This is a genomic window from Pseudorhizobium sp. NPDC055634 (assembly GCF_053618655.1).
The window spans coordinates 592,387-616,110 of sequence record NZ_JBSHHW010000001.1 but is presented as its reverse complement, the minus strand read 5'-3'; the positions used below and the strand labels follow the sequence as shown (position 1 = coordinate 616,110).

At 61.2% G+C, this 23,724-nt stretch carries 20 protein-coding genes, 1 tRNA gene, 1 rRNA gene and 1 pseudogene; 8 read left to right on the top strand and 15 right to left on the bottom strand.

Going from position 1 to position 23,724, the window contains the following annotated elements; genetic code table 11:
• Both rrf and ACWGPT_RS03000 read left to right on the top strand, forming a co-directional pair.
• A 5S ribosomal RNA gene (rrf, locus tag ACWGPT_RS03005) occupies positions 1-77 on the top strand; the annotation flags it as partial.
• Between the two features lie 80 nt (positions 78-157).
• A tRNA-Met gene (locus ACWGPT_RS03000) sits at positions 158-234 on the top strand.
• A gap of 157 nt (positions 235-391) precedes the next feature.
• Here the strand turns inward: ACWGPT_RS03000 and ACWGPT_RS02995 are convergent.
• From ACWGPT_RS02995 to ACWGPT_RS02965, 7 genes and pseudogenes are all read right to left on the bottom strand, one after another.
• Complete coding sequence (locus ACWGPT_RS02995) at positions 392-1,744, bottom strand: sensor histidine kinase (RefSeq protein ID WP_452604073.1); 1,353 nt, start codon at positions 1,742-1,744, stop codon at positions 392-394.
• Between the two features lie 255 nt (positions 1,745-1,999).
• Positions 2,000-3,316 carry a TRAP transporter large permease gene (locus ACWGPT_RS02990; RefSeq protein ID WP_452604072.1) on the bottom strand — a complete coding sequence of 439 codons (1,317 nt, stop codon included), beginning with the start codon at positions 3,314-3,316 and terminating at the stop codon, positions 2,000-2,002.
• Complete coding sequence (locus ACWGPT_RS02985; protein ID WP_452604071.1) at positions 3,313-3,816, bottom strand: TRAP transporter small permease; 504 nt, start codon at positions 3,814-3,816, stop codon at positions 3,313-3,315. The genes ACWGPT_RS02990 and ACWGPT_RS02985 overlap by 4 nt, the downstream gene beginning before the upstream one ends.
• Positions 3,813-4,925: a C4-dicarboxylate TRAP transporter substrate-binding protein gene (locus ACWGPT_RS02980; RefSeq protein ID WP_452604106.1), complete on the bottom strand. Its 1,113-nt coding sequence runs from the start codon at positions 4,923-4,925 to the stop codon at positions 3,813-3,815. The genes ACWGPT_RS02985 and ACWGPT_RS02980 overlap by 4 nt, the downstream gene beginning before the upstream one ends.
• 19 nt (positions 4,926-4,944) lie before the next feature.
• Positions 4,945-7,542, bottom strand: a complete 2,598-nt coding sequence (locus tag ACWGPT_RS02975; protein WP_452604109.1) for an ATP-binding protein — start codon at positions 7,540-7,542, stop codon at positions 4,945-4,947.
• 12 nt (positions 7,543-7,554) lie between these two features.
• A pseudogene (locus ACWGPT_RS02970) lies at positions 7,555-7,779 on the bottom strand (winged helix-turn-helix domain-containing protein); the annotation flags it as partial.
• A 442-nt stretch (positions 7,780-8,221) separates the two neighbouring features.
• Positions 8,222-8,653 (bottom strand): helix-turn-helix domain-containing protein, encoded by a 432-nt coding sequence (locus tag ACWGPT_RS02965; protein WP_452604070.1) that lies wholly within the window; start codon positions 8,651-8,653, stop codon positions 8,222-8,224.
• 450 nt (positions 8,654-9,103) lie between these two features.
• Here ACWGPT_RS02965 and ACWGPT_RS02960 point away from each other — a divergent pair, with 450 nt between their 5' ends.
• Complete coding sequence (locus ACWGPT_RS02960) at positions 9,104-9,730, top strand: response regulator transcription factor (protein ID WP_452604069.1); 627 nt, start codon at positions 9,104-9,106, stop codon at positions 9,728-9,730.
• A gap of 10 nt (positions 9,731-9,740) precedes the next feature.
• Here ACWGPT_RS02960 and ACWGPT_RS02955 read toward each other — a convergent pair whose 3' ends face one another.
• From ACWGPT_RS02955 to ACWGPT_RS02920, 8 genes are all read right to left on the bottom strand, one after another.
• A complete protein-coding gene (locus ACWGPT_RS02955; RefSeq protein ID WP_452604068.1) occupies positions 9,741-10,106 on the bottom strand; it encodes a response regulator transcription factor in 366 nt (121 codons plus the stop codon).
• Positions 10,107-10,272: 166 nt separating this feature from the next.
• Positions 10,273-12,645 (bottom strand): PAS domain-containing sensor histidine kinase, encoded by a 2,373-nt coding sequence (locus tag ACWGPT_RS02950; protein ID WP_452604067.1) that lies wholly within the window; start codon positions 12,643-12,645, stop codon positions 10,273-10,275.
• A gap of 794 nt (positions 12,646-13,439) precedes the next feature.
• Complete coding sequence (locus ACWGPT_RS02945) at positions 13,440-13,679, bottom strand: hypothetical protein (protein WP_452604066.1); 240 nt, start codon at positions 13,677-13,679, stop codon at positions 13,440-13,442.
• Positions 13,680-14,128: 449 nt separating this feature from the next.
• Positions 14,129-14,890, bottom strand: coding sequence for an isochorismatase family protein (locus tag ACWGPT_RS02940; RefSeq protein WP_452604065.1), 762 nt, complete (start codon positions 14,888-14,890; stop codon positions 14,129-14,131).
• Between the two features lie 258 nt (positions 14,891-15,148).
• Entirely contained in the window at positions 15,149-16,021 is an 873-nt protein-coding gene (locus tag ACWGPT_RS02935; RefSeq protein WP_452604064.1) for an MBL fold metallo-hydrolase, read from the bottom strand.
• 178 nt (positions 16,022-16,199) lie between these two features.
• Positions 16,200-16,859 carry a peroxiredoxin gene (locus tag ACWGPT_RS02930; protein ID WP_452604063.1) on the bottom strand — a complete coding sequence of 220 codons (660 nt, stop codon included), beginning with the start codon at positions 16,857-16,859 and terminating at the stop codon, positions 16,200-16,202.
• 77 nt (positions 16,860-16,936) lie between these two features.
• Complete coding sequence (locus ACWGPT_RS02925; RefSeq protein WP_452604062.1) at positions 16,937-17,959, bottom strand: ABC transporter substrate-binding protein; 1,023 nt, start codon at positions 17,957-17,959, stop codon at positions 16,937-16,939.
• Between the two features lie 174 nt (positions 17,960-18,133).
• The gene (locus ACWGPT_RS02920) at positions 18,134-18,376 is read right to left on the bottom strand and encodes a hypothetical protein (RefSeq protein ID WP_452604061.1); all 243 of its coding nucleotides are present in this window, start codon (positions 18,374-18,376) and stop codon (positions 18,134-18,136) included.
• Between the two features lie 384 nt (positions 18,377-18,760).
• Between ACWGPT_RS02920 and ACWGPT_RS02915 the strand changes: the two genes are divergently transcribed.
• The 5 genes from ACWGPT_RS02915 (at position 18,761) to ACWGPT_RS02895 (ending at position 23,556) form a co-directional block, all read left to right on the top strand.
• Complete coding sequence (locus tag ACWGPT_RS02915; RefSeq protein WP_452604060.1) at positions 18,761-18,979, top strand: hypothetical protein; 219 nt, start codon at positions 18,761-18,763, stop codon at positions 18,977-18,979.
• 496 nt (positions 18,980-19,475) lie between these two features.
• On the top strand, positions 19,476-20,198 hold the full coding sequence (locus tag ACWGPT_RS02910) for an alpha/beta fold hydrolase (protein ID WP_452604105.1): 723 nt from the start codon (positions 19,476-19,478) through the stop codon (positions 20,196-20,198).
• A 72-nt stretch (positions 20,199-20,270) separates the two neighbouring features.
• The gene (locus ACWGPT_RS02905) at positions 20,271-20,897 is read left to right on the top strand and encodes a response regulator transcription factor (RefSeq protein WP_452604059.1); all 627 of its coding nucleotides are present in this window, start codon (positions 20,271-20,273) and stop codon (positions 20,895-20,897) included.
• 128 nt (positions 20,898-21,025) lie between these two features.
• The gene (locus tag ACWGPT_RS02900; protein WP_452604058.1) at positions 21,026-22,348 is read left to right on the top strand and encodes an MFS transporter; all 1,323 of its coding nucleotides are present in this window, start codon (positions 21,026-21,028) and stop codon (positions 22,346-22,348) included.
• A 101-nt stretch (positions 22,349-22,449) separates the two neighbouring features.
• Complete coding sequence (locus ACWGPT_RS02895; RefSeq protein WP_452604057.1) at positions 22,450-23,556, top strand: GAF domain-containing protein; 1,107 nt, start codon at positions 22,450-22,452, stop codon at positions 23,554-23,556.
• The last annotated feature ends 168 nt before the right edge of the window (positions 23,557-23,724 follow it).

Genomic DNA, 23,724 nt, shown 5'->3' with positions numbered 1-23,724 from the left:
TCCGAACACGGCCGTGAAACGCCCCAGCGCCAATGGTACTTCGTCTCAAGACGCGGGAGAGTAGGTCGCTGCCAGGTCTGCTAAAGGCAATCAAAAATCTTCCCGAAAACACGACAACAAAATTCCCGTCCGGGCAAAGCGCCCGCTTTCTTGGTGACGCGGGGTGGAGCAGCCCGGTAGCTCGTCAGGCTCATAACCTGAAGGCCGCAGGTTCAAATCCTGCCCCCGCAACCAAATTCCCATCGCCCAAACACAGACAGACAAACCCCCATACCTCCCGCTCCTCCGCAAACGCCGAGGAGCGTTTTGCGTTTTGGGGGCACGAGAGCTCATCGGGCGCCAGGTCCGCCAGGGGTGGAGATCACGACCTTCAGGTCCGGCACGATCCGCGTCAGGCACTATTCGACACGCTCATCGCCTCTGCCTGAGCTTGGCCGTGAGGGGAAACGGGAAGTTGGAAAGCAAATCCCGCGCCGCCGAGTGTGCTTTCTCGCATGAGTTCGATGTGGCCCTTGTGCGCTTCGATGATCGACCGGCATACGGCCAGCCCTACCCCCATTCCATCCTCCCTCATGGTGAAGAAGCTGTCGAAAAGCTGGGGGACGTGCTGCTCCGGAATGCCGGGACCGGAATCCTCGACCCTGCATCGGACCCAGGTTGCGTCCGCCGTCGTGGTGACGCGGATCTTGCGGGTGCCGGGAGGCGATGACGACAGTGCCTGTTTCGCGTTGAGCGCAAGGTTGACAATCACCTGCTGGACCTGTGTCCGATCGACCGCGGCCAGCGCATCTTGTTCAGACGGGCAATGTTCGACGTCTATCTGTGCTGAATTGAACTCATGCTCGAGAAACAGCAGGGCTTCTCGGATGATGTCGTCGAGGGAAAGGACTTTCAGCTCCGTTTCCCGGCGTATGGCCATTGACCTCAGCCGGGTGACGATATCGGCGGCGCGACGGGCGTCGGAGACGACACGCCCCAAGGCTTCCTGGACCTTGCCGGGCTCGGGGGAGCGCCTGAGCCAGCGCAAGCCCGCCTCGCCGTTGATCGCGATCGCAGCCAAGGGCTGGGCGATCTCGTGGACGATCGAGGCCGTGAGTTGGCCCATGGCCGAGACCCTCGCGGCGTGAGCGAAATTTGCCTGAACCTGAGCGAGTTGCCGCTCGGCCCGTTTCTTGTCGGTCAGATCGACAAAGGCATTGAGGGTAAGCCCCGCCTGCACTGACGCGGGCGAGGAGGTCACGGTCAGCATGCCCTCGAGGATGCGTCCATCGAGCGTGATAAAAGTAGCTTCCTCCCGGAAGGAGCGGGCGAAACGGAAACGGTTTTCGAGATGGCGCAGGTAGGCCTCCTCGCTGTTGCGCCAGAAAGGTTCGACCGGTCCAAGAAGATCCTTCAGACGCCTTCCCCCGAACAGTGTAATCGCTTCCCTGTTGGCGTGCAGGATGATGGTGTTTTGCATGGCGAACTTCAGGAAGCCGGGGTTGTCGCGTGTGTAGTCGCGTATGCTGGTGACGCCCCGACTTTTCAACTCCGTCATCCGGCGCGTCAGCCTGCCCGCCTCGACCTGGAGGAGCGGGATCGGGGCATATTGAAAAAGGTCGTCGTAACGTTGATCGCTTCCGTCCAGGTCGCAAAATGCCTGACCCGCTTGCGCGCCACGCGATGCGGGCTGAAAGTCAGCCGCGTCTTCGCCCCAATATCCAAGGGACTCCTCGACAGCCGGCGGCACGATATCAGGCGCCATGCGGGGCTCATCGACGAGCCCTCCGTCTTCCTTCCGGCAAGCGTGCGGGAACATCATTCGTCTCCATTGAGGACCATCGGAACTGATGTTGCGGCCAGAGTGGAGGAGACAAAGGAGGTGCGCCAGTTAAACGGTGTAAAGCCGCGTGTAATGGCATGGCGAAGGACGACGAGATAACTGCATTCGACAGCGAACGTATGGGCTGCCCTGATCGCGGCTGCGTGTTTCAGCCGATAGATCCGATGGACAGGGAATTCATCGACCAAAGAGGGACGGCAGGAAGAAAATGATCTCGGGCGAGCCCAGCAACAGGAGAAGGATGGCGAGGTCCATCAGCAGAAACCAGACGATGCCCTTGAAGATGGAAGAGGTTTCAACCCTGTCTCCAACCACGGCCTTGATGACGAAGACGTTCATCCCCACGGGTGGCGTGATCATCCCGATTTCCAGGAGCTTCGTGAGCACAACTCCGAACCAGACGAGGCCGAACCCCGCGTCGGACACCAGCGGCAGAACAATGGGCAGGGTCAGCAGCATGGACCCGATCGGATCGAGGAACAGGCCGAGGACAAGGTAGACGATCACCAGTCCAAGAAGAAAGAGCAATGGGTCTGCGTCGAGCGCGAGAACGGCGTCGGTGATCAAGGTGCTGGCTCCGGAGAGGGACAGCAACCTGGCCAGCATGCTTGCGCCGATCCCGATGATGATCAGAGCCGAGGTTGTCACGGCCGCTTCGCAGATCGACTGGATCAGGCGAGGGACGCTGTACGTCCTCTTGTAAATTGCAATGACGCAGGCAAGCGCGACGCTGACTGCGCCCGCCTCGGTCGGCGTCAGGAAACCACCCAGTATTCCGGCAAGAACGACGCCACCCAGCAACAGCAGATGCCAGCAACCGAGGGTCGCCACCACCCTCTCGCGGGCGGTGAAGGAAGCATCGGCAGCGGGTGCGAGATGGGGTTGCAGACGTACACGGACCAGGATGACGACGACATATCCGATCGCCGTCAGGACGCCCGCAAACAGCCCTCCCAAGAACAGTTCGGTCACGGAAACCTGGGCAAACACGCTGTAGATGATCAGGATGATCGAGGGCGGGATCAATGCCCCGACCGTGCCGGCAACTGCGACCGTGCCGGCGGCAAGTTGCGCATCGTATTTTGCGTCAAGCATCACCGGAACGGCTACGCGGCCTATCGTTGCCGAACAGGCAATCGACGAGCCGCATATCGACGCGAAGGCTGAGGCGCCAAGGACGGCGGCGATGGCGAGGCCGCCCGGTATTCGCGACAGCAGGATCGTGGCGAGCTTGAGAAGCTCATTCGATAATTGCATGTGCTGGCAGATAAAGCCGAGCAAGAGGAACATCGGAAGGGAGCTGAGTATCCAGCTTGCCGCGAAATTGTAGGGAATGATGCCGAGGGTCCCCCAGGCAACGCTCCACCCCGAAAGGCACCACAGGCCCAGGTAGGAGGTTGTCAAGAGAGCGATGCCGACCGGAACTTTCAAAAGGATCGCGACGACGACCGCAGCCAGCGATATCAGGCCGATGTTGGCGTCACCGATATTCATCTGGCTCGCCGGTTTCGCAGGGCTTCAAGCAGTCGGGCAAAGGCCAGCAACGCCATGATGCCCGTCCCGAACGGCAGGAAAAAATATCCCGGCCATGTGGGAATAAGGTGGTTTCCATCAATATGAGCGGTTCGCAGGCGCCACGCCTCTATCGCCTCGGTCATGGTGCGGACAGCCAGCACAGACATCACGATCCAAATCAGGAGGAGGATGGCGATGTCGAGAAATCTGACCCGGTGGGGTAGGATAAACCCGTCGAGAATTTCGACCGATATGTGGGCCCTCTGCTTCTGTGCCAGTGCGAGCGGAGCAAAGCTGGCGGCCAGCATGTAATATTGCGAGACGGCGACGAAGGTACCCGGGAGTCCCATGCCAAAGGCGGTACGCAGGGCAACATCGCACGTAATGTGCAGCATCATCAGAAAGATCCCGATCCCTCCGACAACGGCGCCAAGATTTACCAGCATGGACAGGAGCCGATCAGCTTTCGCGCGCATCATTGCGCATTGACCGAAGGCAGCGCGTCGGTCAAATCCAGCTTGGAGAACAGCTCCAACATGTAGAGATCCGCGAGTTCTTCCTCGGAGGTGAGCCCGCCTGCAAGAACCAGCCATCGCTCGATGATCTCGCGGAAGTCCTTTTGCATCTCGGCCGCACGGGTCACACCCCGCCCTTCATAGATCGACGCCAGGGCAGCCAGGTCCTCTTCCATGAAATTCTCGGTGAGATCGAGGAGCGCCTGGTCAGAGTGATAGACCTGGCCTCCGTTCTGACGAAAGCGGTCGAGTACTCGCTGCTCATCCTGGTGATAGGCCCAGCTTGTGGCGGCTGCACCACGAGCAACCCCCTTCACCATGGCGGCCTTTTCCTGTGGCGTGAATGCCAGCCACCTGTCCCGGTTCACATTGGCGAAGGATGCAACATAAACCCCTCCCGGCACATCCCGGGTTATGTGTTTGACCGCCGAGACGAGGCCGAAGGTCTGGATATCGGGTATCGACAGGACGACGCAATCTATCAGGCCCTGGCTGAGGGCCTGAAGCGTCTCGTCGCCGGCCATGGTCACCGGCGACGCTCCGACGGCTCCGGCCCACCTCGCCCAGCTTGCACCGCCGACCCTTAATCTCGCGCCGCCGATCTCGGCCGCGGACGAGATCGGCTTGCTGCAGTTCAGCGCATAGCGCGAGCTTCCTGCACCTCCAAGGAACACCTGGTTCTGTCGCAGGAACTCGCTGATGCATTCGGGACATCTGGTATGGATGAACTCCGTGACCGCAGCGGCATAGGCCGCGCCCACCGGCGTGTCGCCGGGAGCGGCACCGATCAGGAGCGATGAATCGAGAATGAAGTTGGTGTGAGGATATTCGGCAGGATGATAGGTGACCATGACGGCGCCCATGTCGGCCAGGCCATCCCTGATCCCGGCGGAGGTTTCGGCCATGGTAAGCAGCGACATCGGAAAAATGCGCGCTTTGACGAGGCCACCGGTTTCTTCTTCGAGAGTCCTTGCGAAGGTTTCGGCCCCTCGTGCAAAGATTGACCCTGGGGGATGGCCGAGCGAGAAGGAGATATCGCGGGCCTCGGCCGACGCGAAGCTCCACGTCAGCATGAATACGGAAAGCAGACCTCTACGCCAAGTTGACATCGCTTTTCCTCCGGGTGCCTCTACAGGCTCGCTCGCACGGCTCTTTCATTGCCAGTCGGACGTCGGGGACTTGCAGCAGCGCCCGGGCCTCCGTCAGACAGCGGGAGGTGCCGTTAAGCGCGACCGAGGCCATGAGCACTGCCAGTTCCTGATGCATCCGTTGCCCGTGCTTCAGCAGTTCCAACGACGCCTCAAGCTCGTGATGTACATCTGAATGTCGCCGTGCGACTGCTCGTGCCTCCTGAAACCACTCAACCATCCTGCCCGCAGGAGCGCTGGGGTCTCGGCCCTCGATCTGACCGGCGAGAATGTAAAGCTCGGGCAGATGGCATGAGCCCGATCCTCGCCGGGCTCTCTCTATGGCGACGTCGATCAGTCGTTTGGCCCGGTCGATCCTGCCCGATCTGCTGAAAGCATCGCTGAGGCTCCCCAGGAAGACCGGCGTCAGGATGTGGTGTTCTTCGGCCTCCAGATAGGCGATCGCGGCCTGAAGTTTTTCGATGCCGCTGTCCAGGCGATTACACAGGACGTCCACCTGGCCTGCGAGGGCGAGGCCCACCATCTCGTACGGCTTCAGCGAATTGCGCGCAGCGACCTCGAGAAGCCGCTGCGACCTTGCGTCCGCCGTTTCAGCATCCCGATCCCAAATCGCGATCGTGCAGACGTACAGCAGAGCGATACAGAGGTCGATCTGGCTGTTCTTTCGCACCGCCTCGGAGATGGCCGTTTCGGCCACCCGTCTTGCTTCTTCCGGCTTGCCGCGCAGCCACAGGGTTCGTACGAGCACGATCAACGCTCTGATCTGGTGATCGTAGCCGAAGTATCGCGTGTCCCGTGGCGAAGACAGGGGCACAGTGTCAAAGCCGCGCTCGGTAAATTCCAGCGCCTTCGCCTGGTCTCCGATGAGATGATAGGAACAGCCCACCATCCATTCGGCGGTCGCGATCCCGGCGGGGTCACCCTCAGCCCGGCATACTCTCAAGCAGTGCTCGGCGCATTCCAGCGCAGCCCGGAAGTCCCCGATGCGGGTAAAGAATATGTGCTGGCCCGACAGCAGATGGAGCGTTCTCTCGAACTGGCCGCTCCGTTCCGCAAGCTCCAGGCCCCTTGAGATGGCGCTACGGACGGTATCGTGGTTGCCGTTCGTGAACATGCTGGCGATCGCCAGCCCCTCCTGGATCGAAAGCTCCAACGGATCGTCGAGAGCAGGGCCCGACCGGGCGAGGACATGGGCACACCACTTCCCGCACTCCGTGAGCAAGCCAAGTCCGACAAAAACGGGCACCGATGCCGCGCAGAGCCGTGCCAGACACGGATGGTCCGGGGCCGCCGCCGCCCTTTCCAGGGCAAGCCGGATGTTGGGGACGTCCGCCATGTAGGAGGAGAAATCCTTCCGGGTGAAAGCGCCTCCTGAACCCGTCCCACCCAGCCGTGCCAGATAATAGGCGGCATGTTTTTCGTAGGCATCACATGCGGCGCCGGAGGCCATCAGCTTTTCCTGCGCATATTCGCGCGTGGTGTCGAGCAGACGGAAACAAGTCAGGCTGCCTTTGGCGGATGCCGTGAGGAGGGATTTGTTCACAAGCCGGGTGATGGCGTTCGATACCGCGAAGATGTCGCGCGTGTCGTTTGTGGCCACGAATTGCGCGGCATCGAGCGTGAAGTCGCCGACGAAGGCTGACAGGTACATAAGCACGTCACGATCGGTCATGGAAAGGAGATCGTAGCTCCAATCCAGCATGGTCTCGAGCGTCTGATGGCGAAGAGCGGCATTTCGCTTCCCCTCCAGTCTGAGGCTGTGTCTTTCGCCGAGTAGCGTCAGCAGGCCTGAAAAGCCGAAGGTCGAGGCGTGGCTCGCGACAAGCTCGATCGCAAGCGGTATTCCATCAAGGCGTCGGCAAATGTCTCCCACGATGGCAAGATCCTCGGCCGCTAACTCGCCGCGAAATCCGCTTGATGACACCTTGTCGAAGAACATCTCCACCGCAGGCGAGGCCCTTAACGCTCCCAGTTCGCTGTCCCCGGTCGGAACGGCAAGCGCGGAGAGATGGAAAATCCGCTCGCAGTCAATTCGAAGCGCTTCCCTGCTGGTGACGAGAATATGAAGCTCGGGGAGATGGTCCCAGAGGCTTTGGGCGAGTTCGGCCATGGCGTCGGCGAGATGCTCGCAACTGTCCAGAACCAGGAGCGCGCGTTGGCCCCTCAGATGGGAGAGAAGCAGTGCTTCAGAAGGTTGCCGGCCGGTTGCCACGCCAACGGATCGTGCCAGGGCAGGTATGACGAGGCCGGGATCCCTGATCTCGGAAAGGTCCAGAAAGAACTGGGCAGCAAGATCACTTCCGAGAAGCCGATGTGCGGTGGCGAGTGCAACGGTTGTCTTGCCCAGGCCGCCGGGGCCGACGATGCTGACGAACCTGCCCGCTGCCAGCAACTGGCAGACATCGGCGACCTCCGCTTCCCGACCGATGATGCGTGAGCGCAGCGGGGGCGGTGGAGAAGCGCTCCCGGGCGCTCCGGATACTTGTGCACCGGACGACGCTGCCGCCGGCGGATCTCCATCGAGCCACTGCACGGGTGCCACGAAGCAATAGCCGCGCCCGACGAGGTTTTCTATGTAGCGGACGCCGTCCTTTCCGCACCCGAGCGTCTTGCGAAGGCTCGAAATGTGAACCCGAAGGTTCGCCTCTTCGACGTGGATCCCGGGCCACGCGAACTGGATGAGTTCCTTGTTGGTGAGGCTCCGTCCGGCACTTCCGACAAGCGCCTGAAGAATGTCGAATGCACGGGTGCCGAGAAGGACCTCCTGATGATCCCGCATCAGCCGTCGCCGAGACGGATTGAACCGAAACGGACCGAAGCTTGCCACCCTGACATCACTACCCGCCATGTACCCTCGACAGAGAATTCTACGCTGCTCACAGGGACGAAGGCCTAGCCCCGTTCGTCACGGATCGAGCGTCTTCCTTTCCATTGACGCAAGAGTGAGATGGTTCCACCGATGGAGCGCTCCCGGTGTGGGCCGGACCCGTATCGGTACTAGAGCGGGGCTAGAGATTGCCGGCTATCGCCGCACGTCCCGCTCTTCCGGATATTCATTGTGCGCCAATGTGACCTTATCCGCGACCGGATGCGGACGATTACTGCAAATTCAGAGTATTACTGTCCCACGCCGAGACCGCAGCCCTTTAAAACCCACCGTCCCATCCTCCTGCATCCAGGAAAGACTACAACAAGAACTTTTGGTTGCAAAGGTCGCGGGGTCAGTGCCCGGATTGCTTACGCCAGGCCCTTGGCGTCACTCCGAAGAACCGCTTGAAAGTATTGGTGAAATGGGCCTGATCCGCCATTCCGATCTCCAACGCGACCTGGCTCAGCGAATAGTCTGTGCGCAGCATAAGCGTCCGGGAATAGTTCAGGCGTTGGCGAAGTACATAGTTGTAGGGAGAGTCATTGAAGCTGATCTGGAATGCCCTGGAAAAATGGCTGGTGCTCAGTTGTACATGGGCTGCCATGCTGGCGACCGAAATGGTGATGCTGAGATTGCTTTCGACATAATCGACGATCCGGGCGATCTGCCAGGGGGCGAGCCCGCCCACGCTTGCAGAGGGATCCGCAGGCTTGCGTCCGTTTCGAGCTTGGGACCTCGGTATCGGCGGTGGCCCGACCGAGCAGGCCGCATCCAGGTCTCGCATGTCATTTCCTCGGCGACCGGTGTCGAGGAAGGATGACGTCCGCAGGTCGCCGCTGCGATCACGCAGGCGTTTGGCTCGTCCACGCCAAGGTATGAACCGCCTGATCCCATAGTAGGCGGGAATCGCTTCTGGGGGTGGACTGGGCAGTGCGGCCAACCGCGCGGGGACTTGCCGGCCGTCTCCCTCATGTCACCACGTCCGACGCCAGCGGTGCCCTGTGTAGGATGGGGATGACGATGCAGGGGACCCGGCATGGTTGAGGCCACGTTTTTCCGCCACCGGTTTCATGGTATTCTCGCCGAGAGGTCGGCCGGGGCGGCATTGCGGGGTAAGGATGCAGGGGAATTCAGGGATAAAAGACAATCCGGTTCCAGTCGCGGATGCCCGGCGAGGATACTGCCTCGCGGACCGGAAGGGGATATCTTTGCCTCCTATCGATGAGGCCAAAGCATGAGGACCGATCACGCCCTATCCCGGCCTCCGATCGTTTATATCATCGACGACGACCAGGGTCTGCGCGCCGCGCTCAAGGATCTTCTCCAATCGGTCGGCTATGAGGTGGACAGCTATGGAAGCCCGGCGGAGTTCCTCGAGGCGCACCACGTCGATCGACCGGCCTGTCTCATTCTCGACATCCGGCTGCCGGGCGTTAACGGTCTCGATTTCCAGGATCACCTTACAAGCCAGGGATACACGCTGCCGATAATCCTGGTGTCCGGTTTCGGCGACGTGCCGATGAGCGTGCGCGGCATCAAGGCGGGAGCGATCGATTTCATCGAGAAGCCGTTCCGGGATCAGGACCTGCTTGACGCGGTGGGTCGCGCCCTGGAGGAAGGCCGCCGGCGCGCGGCGATCGTCCAGCGCCAGCAGGATGCCCGGCAGAGATTTGACGCCCTGACGCCCCGGGAAAGAGACGTCATCGAACGCGTCGTTCAGGGCCAGCTCAGCAAGCAGATCGCCTTCTCGCTCTCGATCAGCGAGGTTACCGTGAAGATCCACCGCGCTGCCGCGATGAAGAAGCTCAAGGTCAGGTCGCTGATCGAACTGACGCGGCTGGCCGAGGTGCTTGGTCGCTGAGACGGCAGGATCAGATGGTGATGACGGTCGCCAGCCGCGCGATCAGGGTCTCGGCGCTGAACGGCTTCCGCAGAAAACAGATCGCCCCGACATTTTGCGCCCTGGCTTCATAATCCTTGTCGGAACGGCCGCTGATCAGGATCAGGGGTTGCCTGGAAACGGCGGCTAGCTTTGTTCCCAGTTCGAACCCGTTCATCCCGCCCGGCAGGTCCACGTCACTGATCACGCAGCCGGGCCTCGACGAAAGGGCAGAGCGAAGAAACTCTTCGGCCGACGCAAATGCCGCCGACCGCAAGCCAAGGGAGCGCATGAGGCTGTCCAGTGAAGAGCGGACGGCCTCGTCATCATCGATGATGGAAATGATAGCCTCGCCCACGGAATCTCCAGTCGCTTTTGCGCAGGTGGTCATCCCCCGGGTATAGGGCAAAGCAAAGCCCGCTCCAATTATACACACGTGTTACTTAAGGAATTCCTCATATACGTAGCCGCGTCTCGTTTCGGGCCGAAGTCACGGGTGGACCGGGTGACGATGACGGTAGGTCCTATGCTTCGTTGGTTGAAGAGGCGGCCGGTTCTGCATGGGGAAGAAGAAGGCTGAAGCGCGCGCCACCCAGGACGCTTTCATTGTCCGCACGGATACTGCCGCCGTGGCTTTCCACGATGGAGCGGCAGATGGCCAATCCCATCCCCATTCCGTCATGCTTGGTCGTGAAGAAGCTCTGGAAGATGCGGTCGTGATCGTCCTCTGCAATCCCGGGTCCCGAATCCTCGATGCAGAAGCGAGCATAGCCCCCCTCGGCGTCCGTGCTGACGCGGATCTCGCGCCGTCGATCGGAGTGGGCTGCCATGGCCTGTGCCGCGTTCACCGCGAGGTTGACGACGATCTGTTGCAGCTGAGTGCGGTCAGCCGACACGTCCACCCTCTTTGCCGCAGGGTGATGCGTGACGGTCACCCCCTTCGCCTGAAGCTCATGGCGCAGCAACAGAAAGGATTCGCGCACGATCTCGTCCAGCTGGAGGATTTCCCGTTCAGGCGCACGGCGAAGTGCCATCCCGCGGACCCGGGCGATCACATCGGCGGCGCGCTGGGCTTCCGAGACGATCCGCGTCGTGAGCCCTTCCAGTTCCCGGAGGTCGGGTTGGGGGCGCCTGAGCCAGCGCAGCCCCGCCTCGCCATTGGTGGCGATTGCCGCCAACGGCTGGTTGACCTCGTGAGCGATCGAGGCGGTCAGCTCGCCCAACATCGACACACGGGCGGCATGGGCAAACTCACTCTCCATCTCTCGCACCCGCATGACCGCGCGGTTCTTGTCGGTCGTATCCACGAAGGCATGCAGCGTGATCCCGAGCTTGTCCAACGCAGGCGGAAAGGCAACCGTCAGGACCCCTTCGATGACGCGACCGTCGATGGCGGTCACCTTGATTTCCTCCTCATAGGTGTCCATGCCCCGGAAGCGATTGTTCAGTACCCTTGCGAACGCGGAGGGGTGGCTTTCCCACAGGCGGGTCATGGGGACGTGCAGATCGTCGGCCCTGCGGGCGCCAAACAGGCGGACGGCTGAGCCATTGGCCTCGGTGATCAGGGAGGATTCCATGGCGATCCGCAGGAACTCGGGATGTTCTGCCACATAGGCGCCGAGATCACTGATCCCCGCCTCCTTCAGTTCGATCAGAAGACTGCGCAGATTGCGGGTGTCGACCTGGAGAACCGGGATCGGCATATGGTCGAAGAGATCCTTGTATCTTTGCTCGCTGAGTTCGAGCTGGGTATAGGCGCGGACCCGCTCGCTGATGTCGGTAACGGCGACCAGGCCGCGGCTTCGATCATCATCCATGAACCGAAGCGTGAACTGGGCGTCGAAGATCGTTCCGTCGAGCCGCTGCAGGAGGGTTTCGATGGTTACCGCAGACCCGCCTTGAAGGACGGCTGCCAAAGCATCCGCAAAGTCGCCGATGCGCTCGCTCGGCCAGAACTCCTCCAGGGGGCGCAGCAAGGCCGGCTTATCTGTGCCTCCGAACAGGGCAAGCGTCTGCTCATTGACGTCCAGGATCCTCGCCGCTTTCAGGATGTGCCCGACAATGTCGACATTGTCGCGGAAGTACTGTCGGTAATCGGTACCTGTTTCGGGCTCATGTTTCGGGAGAAGATCCAGGACCTCGGCCAGGTCCACCTCCCAGAACGAGACCGTCATGGCCTGAAACAGGTTCTGATAACGACGTTCGCTGCGCTGCAAGGCGGCCTCGGCCTTCTTGCGCTCGGTGATGTCGATGAAGCCGACAAGGCTCTTTTCGGGCATGTCCTCGTTTCGGGCAGCGGCATAGAGGACGTCGAGGCTCTCGCCATTCATGCGGACGACACGGGTTTCCTCCTGGAAGAGATCCTGGCCGCGATAGCGTGCCACCAACGAGCGGCGCATGGTCGACCGGCTTGCCTGCCAGTAGCGCCAGACCGAGCCGCGCATTTCCTCGACCGATCCCGCCCCGAACATGGAAAGATTGTGCTGGTTGACGTCTTCGACGGTCAGCGCCTCGAGCGCCTTGTCGAGGAACTCGGGGTGTTCATCGATGTAAGCGTCCAGATCCTCCACTCCCTTCCGCCGCAGGTCGACAAACAGGGCAACGAGCGAGCTTGCATCGACCTGCGTCAATCCGATCGGCATGTAGTCGAAGAGGCTCCGGTAGCGACGCTCGCTGGCTTCCAGCTCGCGGTAGGCCTGTTGGGACGGTGACACATCCTTGAAACCGAAGATCAAGGTCGCTGCAGGATCGTCGCTTGAGCGGATAGCCGTGACATCGAAATCTACGGGCGCACCGAGCGCCGGCATCAACTGGAAAGTGCCCCGGTAGGACGACTGGCCGTTCGACAGCGCAAGCAGACAATCGGTGAAAGTCGACAGGCTTTCCTGGGGCCACATATGCTGAAACGCGTGCGTCGGATCAGTGGAACCCCCTTGGCCGAAGAGCGACAAGAATGCCCCATTCGCCTCAACGACTTTCACCCGCTGCAACATGGAGGCAATTCTGCGGGACCTTCCTGATGGGGTGCCTTTGGGTTCGACGCCAAAGGTCGACAGCTCCGTCGTCAGGGTGGTGATATTCACCTCGCACCAGGCAAGTTCCATGGCATCCAGAAGACGGAGGCTGCTCCCCTTATCGCCCATGCCCCGATCAGAATGTCCACTAGCCTCCGGTGTCGTAACCAATGCTCGTCTCCTGGACCCATTAAGAACGTTATCGCGACGGATGAGAAACCAGCGTCTCGGTGCCACGTCCTCCTCTCCTCTGGAGCGGGAAAGCGCGTGGTGATCGGAGCTGCCGGATCCCCCGGATTCAATCCCGATTGCCGGACAACGAGGGAGGGCGCCCGTTGTCCGGCTTCGGATGCTGCCGCGGTCTGGCGGGGAGGGAAGCGCGGATCAGCAATGGCATGATCCCCCAAACGGCTCCTTTGGCCTATCGCGCATTAGTAGATGCGAGCTCACTCCTGGGTATGAGGCCGATCATCCTCCCGGCCTGACATGCGTCAACGAACCGACGTGACCGGGACAGCTCGGACTGGGTGCAATCCGTTAAAAAGCGATCGCTCATCCCTGACGTTCTGTCCGGGATGAGCGATGAGCTGGATACGAGATGGTATGCCGAGCTGGGAGGCTCCGCCCTTGTGGTTTGCGACCTGGACGGGACCTGCCGATGTCTTGAATGGACTGCGTTAGATCGGGCGCTCGGCGCCGAGGTAGTAGTCGCCGCTGTTGACCGGTGCCTTCGAGACAGAGCGCATGCCGGCCGCATCGGAAACCGAACCCGTATAGCCGAAGCTGCGGTCGATGCCGACGGAGCGGGTGCTTTCGTTCGGCGATACACCTTCGTAATATTCGCCTTCGGCGGCAAAGGCGGGGCCGGATGCCATGGCAAGCAGGGCAAGGGCGGTAAGGGAGGAAAGATACTTCATGATCGTGGTCCTTTCGTTGGGTGCGCTTTGCGCGGGTTGATGAAATCTGAACTACGTCTTCATTTATCAATTGCGATAATTGTTATCGCAATAACTAAATAGGCTGATCACCTTTGAATGTCAACCTTCTCCGCATCATTTCGACCAAATGCCTCGGGCCACTCTTGATGCGCAGATATTTCTGAAGCTCGGCCGCCTTTCCAAAAACCTGGGGGAAGGAGTGCTTTGCTATCTCCGGTTTGTTCCGGCGATGAGTTGAATCTACATTGATTTTCTTCCGATCCTACTGAACTCCTGGGCGTGTTCCTCACATCTTGCGTTTAGCCCTCTATACCCAGGTATGAAGGACCGGTGACGGCAAGGGCGCAGCGTCCAGCACTCTGGTTCAGCGTTTCGGCTGCCGATCAACTCGCCTCTCAGGCTTTTCGTCGAGGAATGTTTTCCTCCGGTTACAAAACCGGCCGGTTCTTCAGCTCCTCAAGGTACCAGAGGATGATCGGACGGGCGACCGTCGCTTCCCGGCTTTTCCAGTCGCGGAAGAGTTCCGTGCTGAGCGCGAGGGCGGTATTCGGAATGGCTCCGGCGTGAACCATCCGGTCTATCGCCGTCGCATGAGCGGTCTGCGACAGGCCGCCAACCGCATCGTTGACGATGGCGACTTCATATCCCTCTGCAAGGGCTTCCACGACGGGGTAGGTCAGGCAGATTTCCGTGTAAAGCGCACCGATCATCAGCCTGCGTTTACCCGTGGCTCTGACCGCGGCCAGAAAGTTCGGGTCTTCCCACGCGTTCATCGAACTGCGGTCGATGATGCTTGAGCCTGGAAGCTCCCCTGCAATCGCCTCCACCGTGGGACCGTTGACGCCCATCTCCACGCCGACGGTCGAAAGAACGACCGGGATGTTGAACGCTTTCGCTATCTTGATCAGGAAGCGGGTGTTCAGCTCGACCTGTGCGGCAGTGGTCTCGGAGCGGATGTTGCCGAACATCTCCGGCTGGTAATCGATGAGCAGCAGCGCCACTTCGTCGTGGTTCCACACAGCCTGTTGAGCAGACTTGGGTTGCGATCGATATGGGGCGCCCGCGCCCGTCGTGGCGCCTGAAGGTTGTGCAAGCGCCGGGGCTGCGAAGAGCAGTCCGGCTGCCGCGGTCACGAAGGTGCGGCGGGGAAGCGTGATTCTCCGGATGGGAGAAACCTCATTCTTGTTCATCGGCTTGTTCCTCTGACTGGGGGGGGATCAGTTGCGGATGAGGAGGGCTGAGATAGGCAGGTCGTCGATGGATCCCTGTCCGGATTGATCTCGAGCGCGGTCCCTGACCCGAAACTGCGCCAAACGCGCTGCACCGGAAACTCCACCTGACGGTGCGTCGCTCATCCATGAGTATGAGCAAACCAACGCGGAGGTCTGTCCCTATTGTTCGGATCAGCACGTGATCGGCGTCACGGAGCCACGTCCGTGGAGGCACCGTTACCAGACGGCCGAGGGGAAGGCGTTGAGCGGGATTTTCAGGTAGCGCTTGCCGCTGGCGTCTTCCGCCGGCAACCTGCCTCCGAGAATGTTGACCTGCAGGGCAGGCAGAATAAGCTTCGGCATCGGCAGGGACCGGTCGCGTGCTTCGCGCAAGGCGATGAACTCCGATGCCGACCTGCAGCGCAGATGCGCGTTGAATTCCCGTTGCTCGGCGATCGTCGATTGCCATTGGGCGGGCCGCCCGCCGGGTCGATAGTCATGCCCGGTAAACAGGCGGGTATCCTCCGGCAATGCCAGGATCTCCTGGATGGAGGTCCACAGGTCGGCGGCGCTACCGCCCGGGAAATCAGCACGCGCCGAGCCGCTGTCGGGCATGAAGAGCGTATCATGGATGAACGCGGCGTCGCCGATCAGATAGGTCACGGACGCGAGCGTATGCCCGGGAGAATGGAGGACACGGGCCTGCAGCCTTCCGATGGGGAAACTGTCTCCGTGAGAGAAAAGCTGGTCCCAGCAGGAGCCTTCACAGGGCAGGGCTTCCCAGTCGTAGATCTCCTTCCATATGGCCTGGACCCGTCTGACGTGCTCGCCCATGGCGGTCGGAGCCCCGGTTTTCTCGCTCAGGTAACGGGCCGCGGAAAGATGATCGGCGTGAGGGTGGGTATCCAGGATCCACTCGACGACGAGTTCTCTGTCTCGGATATGCTGCAGGATAGCATCGGCATTGGTGGTGGCCGTCGAGCCGGACTTTTCGTCAAAGTCCAGCACCGGATCGATGATCGCACATCGCCGCGTTTGCGGATCCGCCACGACGTATTGGACGGAACCTGTGCGTGCATCATGGAAGGCAGAAACAGCGGGCTTCGACATGGATGGCATCCGGTGCGGTGGGAGGCAATGTCGCCAACATTCCTCGATCGGGGACTCCGGTCGGAGATGTGGCCTATGGCGCCTGGGCGGTAAGTTGCACGCATCATAACAGGGACGGGGGACGTTGCCGGGGCTTAGCCAAGCTGGACCATCTCTCTACCGTCCCCCGGGTAAGCAATCAGGCCGTGGGTTGCCTCGTCTTGCGCAGATAGGGCAGGACCGTCTCATAACCGCCAAACCGGGCGACGGCGTCTTCGTTGGACACGGCCGCGGTGATGATCACATCGTCGCCCTGCTGCCAGTTTGCCGGCGTAGCCACCTGATGGCGCAACGTCAGCTGAATGGAGTCGATCGCCCGGAGGATCTCGTTGAGATTGCGGCCCGTCGTCATCGGATAGGTCAGGATCAGCTTGATCTTCTTGTCGGGTCCGATCACGTAGACCGAGCGAACGGTGGCATTGTCCACCGGCGTCCGGCCCTCCGCTGACGTGCCAGCGTCGGCGGGCAGCATGTCGTAGAGTTTTGCGACATGAAGGTTTTCATCGCCGATAAGGGGATAGTCGACATCGAAGCCGGTCGCCGTCCGGATATCCTGCTTCCAGGCCGCGTGGCTCTCCACTGCATCGACGGAGATTCCGATGATCTTCACGTTGCGCTTCTGAAATTCATCTGCGAGGCCCGCCATCGCGCCAAGCTCCGTGGTGCAGACGGGGGTGAAATTCTTCGGATGCGAGAACAGCACCACCCAGTCGTCGCCCATCCATTGATGGAAGTCGATCAGACCGTGGGTGCTTTTTGCCGAGAAATCGGGGGCGATATCATTGATGCGCAGGCTCATGTCTTCATCCTTTTCGTTTTGTTCCTGGAGTGCCGGTGGTCTTCGAGCGGGCTGACCGCTTAGCGGTCGCCGTGTGCTCAGGGTGCAGGCCCGAGGATCTGATCCATCTGCCGGTCGCTCAGGTCGACCTGGTAGAAGAGCTTGAAGAAATGATGGACCTCCGAGCGGATATTTTCGGCCTTGCGCGCGGGAAAGAGTTTGGCTTTCAACCAGCTCAGGCCGATCAGGCGGTTTATGCCGGGAGGCTGGTCGAGCCAGCCGAAGGGCAGGGCGGGCGGTTGGAAGACCATGCCATTGCGCAGCGCCGTGATGTCGCTCCACTCAGGATTTTCCATGACAGCCTCCGCAAACGCAGGCGTTGCGGCGACGATGACCTGCGGGTCCCATTCCCGGATCTGGTCTACCGAAACCTTCGCCGTTGCCTCCATTCCGTCCGCGGTGGCTACGTTTGTGCCGCCGACCAGTTCGATCCACTCGGTATTGATCGAAGCCTGGAAGCCGGGCTCGAGCCCGTCCTCACCCTTGCCATAATAGATTCTGGGCCTCTCGGAAGGCTGGAGGGTTCCAAGGTGGGCGGCGAGGCTCCGGAAGTGCGGTCCGGCGAAGGACGCGAGTTTCTCTGCCCGCGGGGACACGTCGAGAACAGTCCCCATCAGTTGAAGGCTCTCGGGCGTTTGGGTCAGGCTGCCGTCGATCAAAACGTAGGGAATGCCTGTCTCCTTCTGTACCCGGTCGGCGAGCGACACGTAGCGTCCATCGATATTTCCGACGTCGATGATGAGATCGGGCTTCAACGCTTCGAGCGCGGCGGGCTCGATCGTGCCACCTCTGCCGGTAAGCCGACCGACGACGGGCAGTTCGCCGGCGGCGGGCAGCAGGAATGCCTTTTCTGCAGGCGACATCTCGCGGTGCCAGCCGAGGAGTTTGTCCGGGGCCACGACATAAACCATCACGGCGGCAGGCGGACCGGCCGGGAACACGCGGCTGATGCGATCGGGCAGGGTGACCGTCCTTCCGGCCGAATCCACCACCTGCCGGGCGACAACCGCTGGGCAGGTGATGAGCATGAATGAGATCGTCAAAAGGATTATCTTCAGCATGTCAGGTCCATGAGGCGATCTTGGAGAACGGGTGCGGGCCCTCATCCCGGAACCCTGGGAGACATGCGGCCGCCCCGTTACCCGATGGTTTCAGGGGCAGCCTGCGACGCTACAGATGTAGCTGGCCCGATCGGCCCGAGGCGCAACCGCTCAGGGCGGACTTGGGCCCGCCGGCTAGCGGCTGCTCGAGGCGGAGCGCCATGTCAGCTTCAGGGAGTGATCCGGGCGCACGACATAGAGCTCCTTGATCCGTTGGCCCCGGTAGTGAAACTCGTGGGTCACCGTGCTTCCGATCGGCAGTTTCGCGCGCTTCACAATCGGCTTCTCGAAGGTCAGGCTTCCCGGCAGGGCCTCCAGCGCCGAAGCGGGCCCCAAAATTCCCATCAAGAGAATACCTGTCAGGAAAAAGGTCTTCATGAATCGTCTCCTATCTTTGAACACTGACCGGCTCTTCGCCGGCTCCTCGATAAGAACGGAGTTCCGCCATGCCGCGATTTCAGGAACGGGTGAAATGCCTGCAATGGAAACGCACAGGTTGCATGCGTAACCGCCGAACGGGGAAAACACGGCTGTGTTGGAGCGGGCCAATCGAGGCTCTCGAGGCACATCCGCGTCAGGCGCCCCGACCCGTATCGCAGTCGATCAACTTCGTACCGCAACCCTTGATACCGGCGCGGCATACGCGCGTATGAGCAAAGGCATCCGATGAGGTCGAACGGATGCTCCAAAGGCCGATTTAAGAAGGTGCGGATTTCTCGGAAGCTTTCCCGGTCACAACAACCCTAGATCGGAGAAAAAGAAATGCTTCAGTCAAAGCCAACCATGATGGCCCTCCTGCTTACGGCCGTCTCCGTCGGAACTGCAAACGACGATCTTTCCGGCAAGTACTTCATGCCGGACGGGCAGGAATCCATCGTTTCCGATGCTCATCGGAATTTTGCGGGCAACAAGCCCTCCGTTCGTCCGCCGACGTCCCGCGACGACCGGTTCCGGGGGGATGACGTACGACAAGGCCGATGATCCGTAGCGTTCCGGGGTGTGTCCAGTGGCGAGCAGACGGAGCGCCGGTCCTGCCGCCAACCCTTCGTTCCCTCTCGGCACACCTCAGGAACGCCCGGTCATCGATAGCCAGAATGTACCCTGGCTACTCGTCGCCCTGCTTCGCGTCCCAGTCGCCAACCGCGGGGCCCGCAGGCCTGCCCGGCTCCCGGCTCCGAAGCACGGCCGGGACAACACACAGGCGTAAGCGCCTCATACGAAGGTTTGAGGCCGGAATCCACAGGTTCAATGGGCCTGCCATCGGTCTTCGGGCACCTTGGTATGGCTGATCGATGGGGCTTCCCGCCTTTCCGAGCTGGACCAACGACCGCCCCATGACCCGAAGGTCACGACCGTCGTCCTGCCTCGATCAGCACGCCCATCGGCTTTACCGATTTTTCTCGAACCAAAGGAACGGAACATGGAACTCCTTCAGCTTACCCTTTCCCTCAGCGGCGCAACCGCGCTGGCGCTCGCGATGCTTCTTCCGACCGCGGCTGCCGCCGAACCGGTTAAGAACGTCGTCCTGGTGCATGGCGCCTTTGCGGATGGCGCCGGCTGGCGCAAAGTCTATGACGATCTCACCAGTCGCGGATATCAGGTCACGATCGTGCAGAACCCGCTCACGTCCCTTAAGGATGATGTCGCCGCGACGACGCGGGTCCTTGATCGCCAGCAGGGCCCCACCATTCTCGTCGGGCACTCCTGGGGCGGCACCGTGATCACCGAGGCCGGCGTGCATGAGAACGTCGCCGGGCTCGTATACGTCTCGGCGCTTTTGCCCGATGCCGGCGAAACGACGAGCCAGCAATACGAGGGCTTTGCGGCCACGCCCGATTTCGTCATCGAGACGACCGACGACGGTTTCGGCTTTCTCAGCCTCGAAAAATTCAAGGCCGGGTTTGCAGCCGACACGAGCGACGCCGATGCCGCTTTCATGGCCCGCTCCCAGGTGCCGATCAACATGTCGGCATTCGGTGAAAAGGTCCAGAACGCCGCCTGGCGGAGCAAGCCGACTTGGGCCGTCATCGCCACGCAGGACAAGGCCTTCGATCAGGCCATGCTGATCCATATGGCAGAACGAGCCGGCGCAAAGATTACCAAGGTCGATGCGAGCCATGCGGTGTTTACGACGCAACCGACGGCGGTTGCCGATACGATCGACGAGGCCGCGAAAAGCGCCGTACATTCCGCGAACTGAACTGATCCGGTCGGACGGCGCAGCATCATCCGAAGCTGCGCCGTCCTCGACACTTCAAAGAAAGGCTGACGGGTGGAAAAGAACAAGGTTTTCACCGTGCATGTCATCGACGATGACACCGGGATGCGTCTTGCCCTGGACACATTGTTCCGTTCGGTCGGATACGCGACCAAGCTTTACGGCAGTGCGGCCGAGTTCAGCGGGGCGGACGACCATCTGGCGGCCGGCTGCCTGGTGCTGGATGTGCGCCTTCCCGGCCTGAGCGGGCTCGATTTTCAGGAGCAGCTTGCGGCGTCCGGCAGTTCGCTCCCGGTGATCCTGATGACCGGCCACGGTGACATCCCGATGAGCGTTCGCGGGATGAAGTCAGGAGCGGTGGACTTCCTGCCGAAGCCCTTCCGGGATCAGGACATGCTAGATGCGGTCGCCACTGCAATGAAGCGCGATCGGGAGAACCGGGAGGCCGCAAGCAGTCAGGCATCTCTTCAGGCACGCCTGGAAACGCTCTCGCAGCGGGAACGCCAGGTTGCTGCCCTGGTTGCCCGGGGATTGATGAACAAGCAGGTCGCTCACGCGCTGCAGATCAGCGAGATCACCGTCAAGATTCACCGTGGAAACGCCATGCGCAAGATGGGCGCGCGAAGCCTTGCCGATCTGGTGCTCATGGTCGCGAATCTCGGCCTGAACGATCCCCGGTAGAGGCGAGGCCGCCCCTTATACCCGGGGCGTAGTGACCCCCATCCGCAGGCCAATTGCGAAAGGCCCCCTGGTTCGCCAGCCTTGGCGGGCGCCGATCCGCGGCGCCAAGCTCAACAGAGGAGCCTCCCATGGCGCAGATCGGCACAGACTGCGGAGAAGGCATAAGGTCGGTTTCAGTCAGTCCGACTGCGGGACGCAGGTTATGGTTCTCCGTGGGGATCGGCAATTTCATCGAATGGTTCGATTTTGCGATCTACGGATATCTTGCGACGATCATAGCCCAGGTTTTCTTTCCTCCCATGGCGCCCGGGATCGGCCTCCTGTCCGCGTTGGCGATTTTCGCGGTGGGCTTCGTCTCACGCCCGCTTGGTGCCTTCCTGCTTGGGCCGATCGGTGACAGGTACGGGCGAAAGACGGTTCTCGTCATCACGGTATGCGGAATGGGGCTTGTCACCGGCCTGATTGGCCTGTTGCCCGGTTACGGCCAGATCGGCATCGCCAGCCCGATCCTCCTGATCGTATTGCGGTTTCTGCAGGGAACCATGGTGGGCGGCGAGTGGTCCAGCGCCGGGATCTATATTGTCGAAAGTGCTGCACAGGAAAGACGCGCCCTCGCCGCAAGCCTCGTTACCGCAACAGCGGCGCTTGCGTTCGTCGCGGGCATGGCAGCGGCCGCAAGCCTCTCATGGGCGCTGTCCCAGCAGGCCATGATCAGCTGGGGCTGGCGAATTCCGTTTCTCGCCTCCTTCCTTCTGATGGGGCTCGGCCTCCATATGCGGCGCGAACTGGCCGAGTCGCCGGTCTACGCAGTGATTGCGAACCGCCGTCGCTTCGCCCCGGTGGCAGCCGTTCCGGCGCGACAGAAATGGACGTCGTTTGCGGTCACCTTCGCCTTCTCCGCGGTTTTCGGAGTATCCCTCTATTACCTGATCGCCTACCTCGCCAATCATCTGATCCAGTCGGTCGGGGTGACGAGAGCTGCAGCACTGTGGACATGTGCCGCTGCCCTGGCATTGTCTGCGGTGCTTCACCCGCTTATCGGCTTCCTGAGTGATCGGTGGGGACGCCGGCCGTTCATGCTCGGCGCTTCGCTGGGGCTTGCCGTATTCGGCTATCCCCTCTTCCTCATGCTTGATACGGCGGACCTGACCGTCGTCTTCTCTGCACTGGCGATCCTAGCCGTGCTGGTCGCCGTTGCCGCGGTGATGAATGTCGTGCTGCTTGTCGAGGTCTTTCCGGCCTCCGTCCGCTCCACGCATGCAGCTCTCGGGTATAACCTTGCGCTCGCCGTCGTCGCCGGCCCGAGCCCCTTCATCGCCGCCGCGCTGGTTCACTGGAGCGGCCGAGCCACGGCAGCCGGCTGGCATCTATCGCTTGTCGCCCTCGTCTGCTTCCTGGTGCTCTTGTTCACTCTGCCTGAAACTCGGCGACGCGATATCTATCAGGGCTGATCGGGGGGCTGCCGCCTCCTGTCCGCTGGGCGCCGCCGATGGGCGGTCAATTGTTTCGCTTTCGCCGCCGCGGGTATATGAAGGGGTGTCAGGAGGCCATCTTGAGCGACATCCTTACCACAGCTCAGGCAGCAACGCTGCTCGGCGTATCGATCCGCACGGCCCAGTTGTGGGTCGAAAGCGGCCAACTGCCCTCGTGGAAAACGCCGGGCGGGCATCGACGCATTCCCCGGCCCGCGGTTCTGGAACTGATTGCCGGCCGCCCCGCTCCTCTCATCTCGGCGAGAGCCATCGTTCTTGCAGGCGAAGACCAGAGATCGTCCTGGGAAGGGCTGATCCAATGCGGTTTCGTAGTGGATATCATCGAAGATCCCATGCTGGCGGCGGCGCGTATCGGCGAGACCCTCCCGGCGTTGATCGTGATCGACGACGATGGCGCGGGCGAGCGCCTTCCGCTGATCGAGCGATTGCAGAACGTGGCAAGCCTGGCACCGGCGCTGGTTCTGTGTCGCACGGATCAGCCGATCGTCGTTCCGAAACGCTTCCACCATATCCGCCTTCCGAAAAGCGTCTCCATCTCCGAATGCCTCGAGGCCATCGTCGCAGACTTTGCGCGAAACTCTTCGGACGTCCCGCCCGCTGAGGTGGCCTATCCGCTTCCACCCAATGAAGCGGAGCGACTGAAGGCGGTGGAAAACAGCGGGCTGCTCTTCTCGCCGCGAGAACCGTCCTTCGATCGCCTTGTCGATCTGGCGGCTCGATTGTTCGACACGCCTTTGGCCATGGTCAGCTTGCTGACGGAAAGCCAGCAATGGTTCAAGGCGAGCCATGGCTATGCCGGCGATGTCACGCCTCGGGAATGGTCGCTGTGCAATTTCACGGTGACCGCCAACGGACTGACGGTGATCGAGGACATTACCCTCGATCCGCGGCTTGCCGGTCACGCCACGATCGAAGCCCCGTTCGGATTCCGCTTCTATGCCGGCGCGCCCGTGAGGGATCACCGCGGATATGCATTGGGCTCCCTCTGCGTGATAGATCGTCGGCCGAGATCCTTCGGTCCGGAGGATCGCGACGCGCTGACGACACTGGCCGACGCTGCCTCGCGCATCATCAAGGAACGAGGCCAGATGCGAGAGCTTCGGGAGGCGCAGCATTCGTCGGCATCCGTCCGGGATCCATCCATCAGGGCAGGCCAGAGAGCTTGAGTTTCAGGGCTGGGCTTTCGCTGGATAGTTCTGATAGCGATCAGGCGGCCGCAAGCGACCGCCGCGGAGACGCCGTCCATGTTCAAGGGCAGAAACGACTTCTTCCGTTTCTTCGCGATCCAACGGTCGCTTAAACCATTTCAAACGAAACTCGTTTTTTGAAATGAT

Excerpts from the sequence above, each read along its gene's own strand:
- ACWGPT_RS02995 (WP_452604073.1), bottom strand. The coding sequence starts at position 1,744 with ATGGCGCCTGATATCGTGCCGCCGGCTGTCGAGGAGTCCCTTGGATAT.
- ACWGPT_RS02990 (WP_452604072.1), bottom strand. The coding sequence starts at position 3,316 with ATGAATATCGGTGACGCCAACATCGGCCTGATATCGCTGGCTGCGGTC.
- ACWGPT_RS02985 (WP_452604071.1), bottom strand. The coding sequence starts at position 3,816 with ATGATGCGCGCGAAAGCTGATCGGCTCCTGTCCATGCTGGTAAATCTT.
- ACWGPT_RS02980 (WP_452604106.1), bottom strand. The coding sequence starts at position 4,925 with ATGCTGACGTGGAGCTTCGCGTCGGCCGAGGCCCGCGATATCTCCTTC.
- ACWGPT_RS02965 (WP_452604070.1), bottom strand. The coding sequence starts at position 8,653 with ATGCGAGACCTGGATGCGGCCTGCTCGGTCGGGCCACCGCCGATACCG.
- ACWGPT_RS02960 (WP_452604069.1), top strand. The coding sequence starts at position 9,104 with ATGAGGACCGATCACGCCCTATCCCGGCCTCCGATCGTTTATATCATC.
- ACWGPT_RS02950 (WP_452604067.1), bottom strand. The coding sequence starts at position 12,645 with ATGTGGCCCCAGGAAAGCCTGTCGACTTTCACCGATTGTCTGCTTGCG.
- ACWGPT_RS02945 (WP_452604066.1), bottom strand. The coding sequence starts at position 13,679 with ATGAAGTATCTTTCCTCCCTTACCGCCCTTGCCCTGCTTGCCATGGCA.
- ACWGPT_RS02940 (WP_452604065.1), bottom strand. The coding sequence starts at position 14,890 with ATGAACAAGAATGAGGTTTCTCCCATCCGGAGAATCACGCTTCCCCGC.
- ACWGPT_RS02935 (WP_452604064.1), bottom strand. The coding sequence starts at position 16,021 with ATGTCGAAGCCCGCTGTTTCTGCCTTCCATGATGCACGCACAGGTTCC.
- ACWGPT_RS02930 (WP_452604063.1), bottom strand. The coding sequence starts at position 16,859 with ATGAGCCTGCGCATCAATGATATCGCCCCCGATTTCTCGGCAAAAAGC.
- ACWGPT_RS02925 (WP_452604062.1), bottom strand. The coding sequence starts at position 17,959 with ATGCTGAAGATAATCCTTTTGACGATCTCATTCATGCTCATCACCTGC.
- ACWGPT_RS02920 (WP_452604061.1), bottom strand. The coding sequence starts at position 18,376 with ATGAAGACCTTTTTCCTGACAGGTATTCTCTTGATGGGAATTTTGGGG.
- ACWGPT_RS02915 (WP_452604060.1), top strand. The coding sequence starts at position 18,761 with ATGCTTCAGTCAAAGCCAACCATGATGGCCCTCCTGCTTACGGCCGTC.
- ACWGPT_RS02910 (WP_452604105.1), top strand. The coding sequence starts at position 19,476 with ATGCTTCTTCCGACCGCGGCTGCCGCCGAACCGGTTAAGAACGTCGTC.
- ACWGPT_RS02900 (WP_452604058.1), top strand. The coding sequence starts at position 21,026 with ATGGCGCAGATCGGCACAGACTGCGGAGAAGGCATAAGGTCGGTTTCA.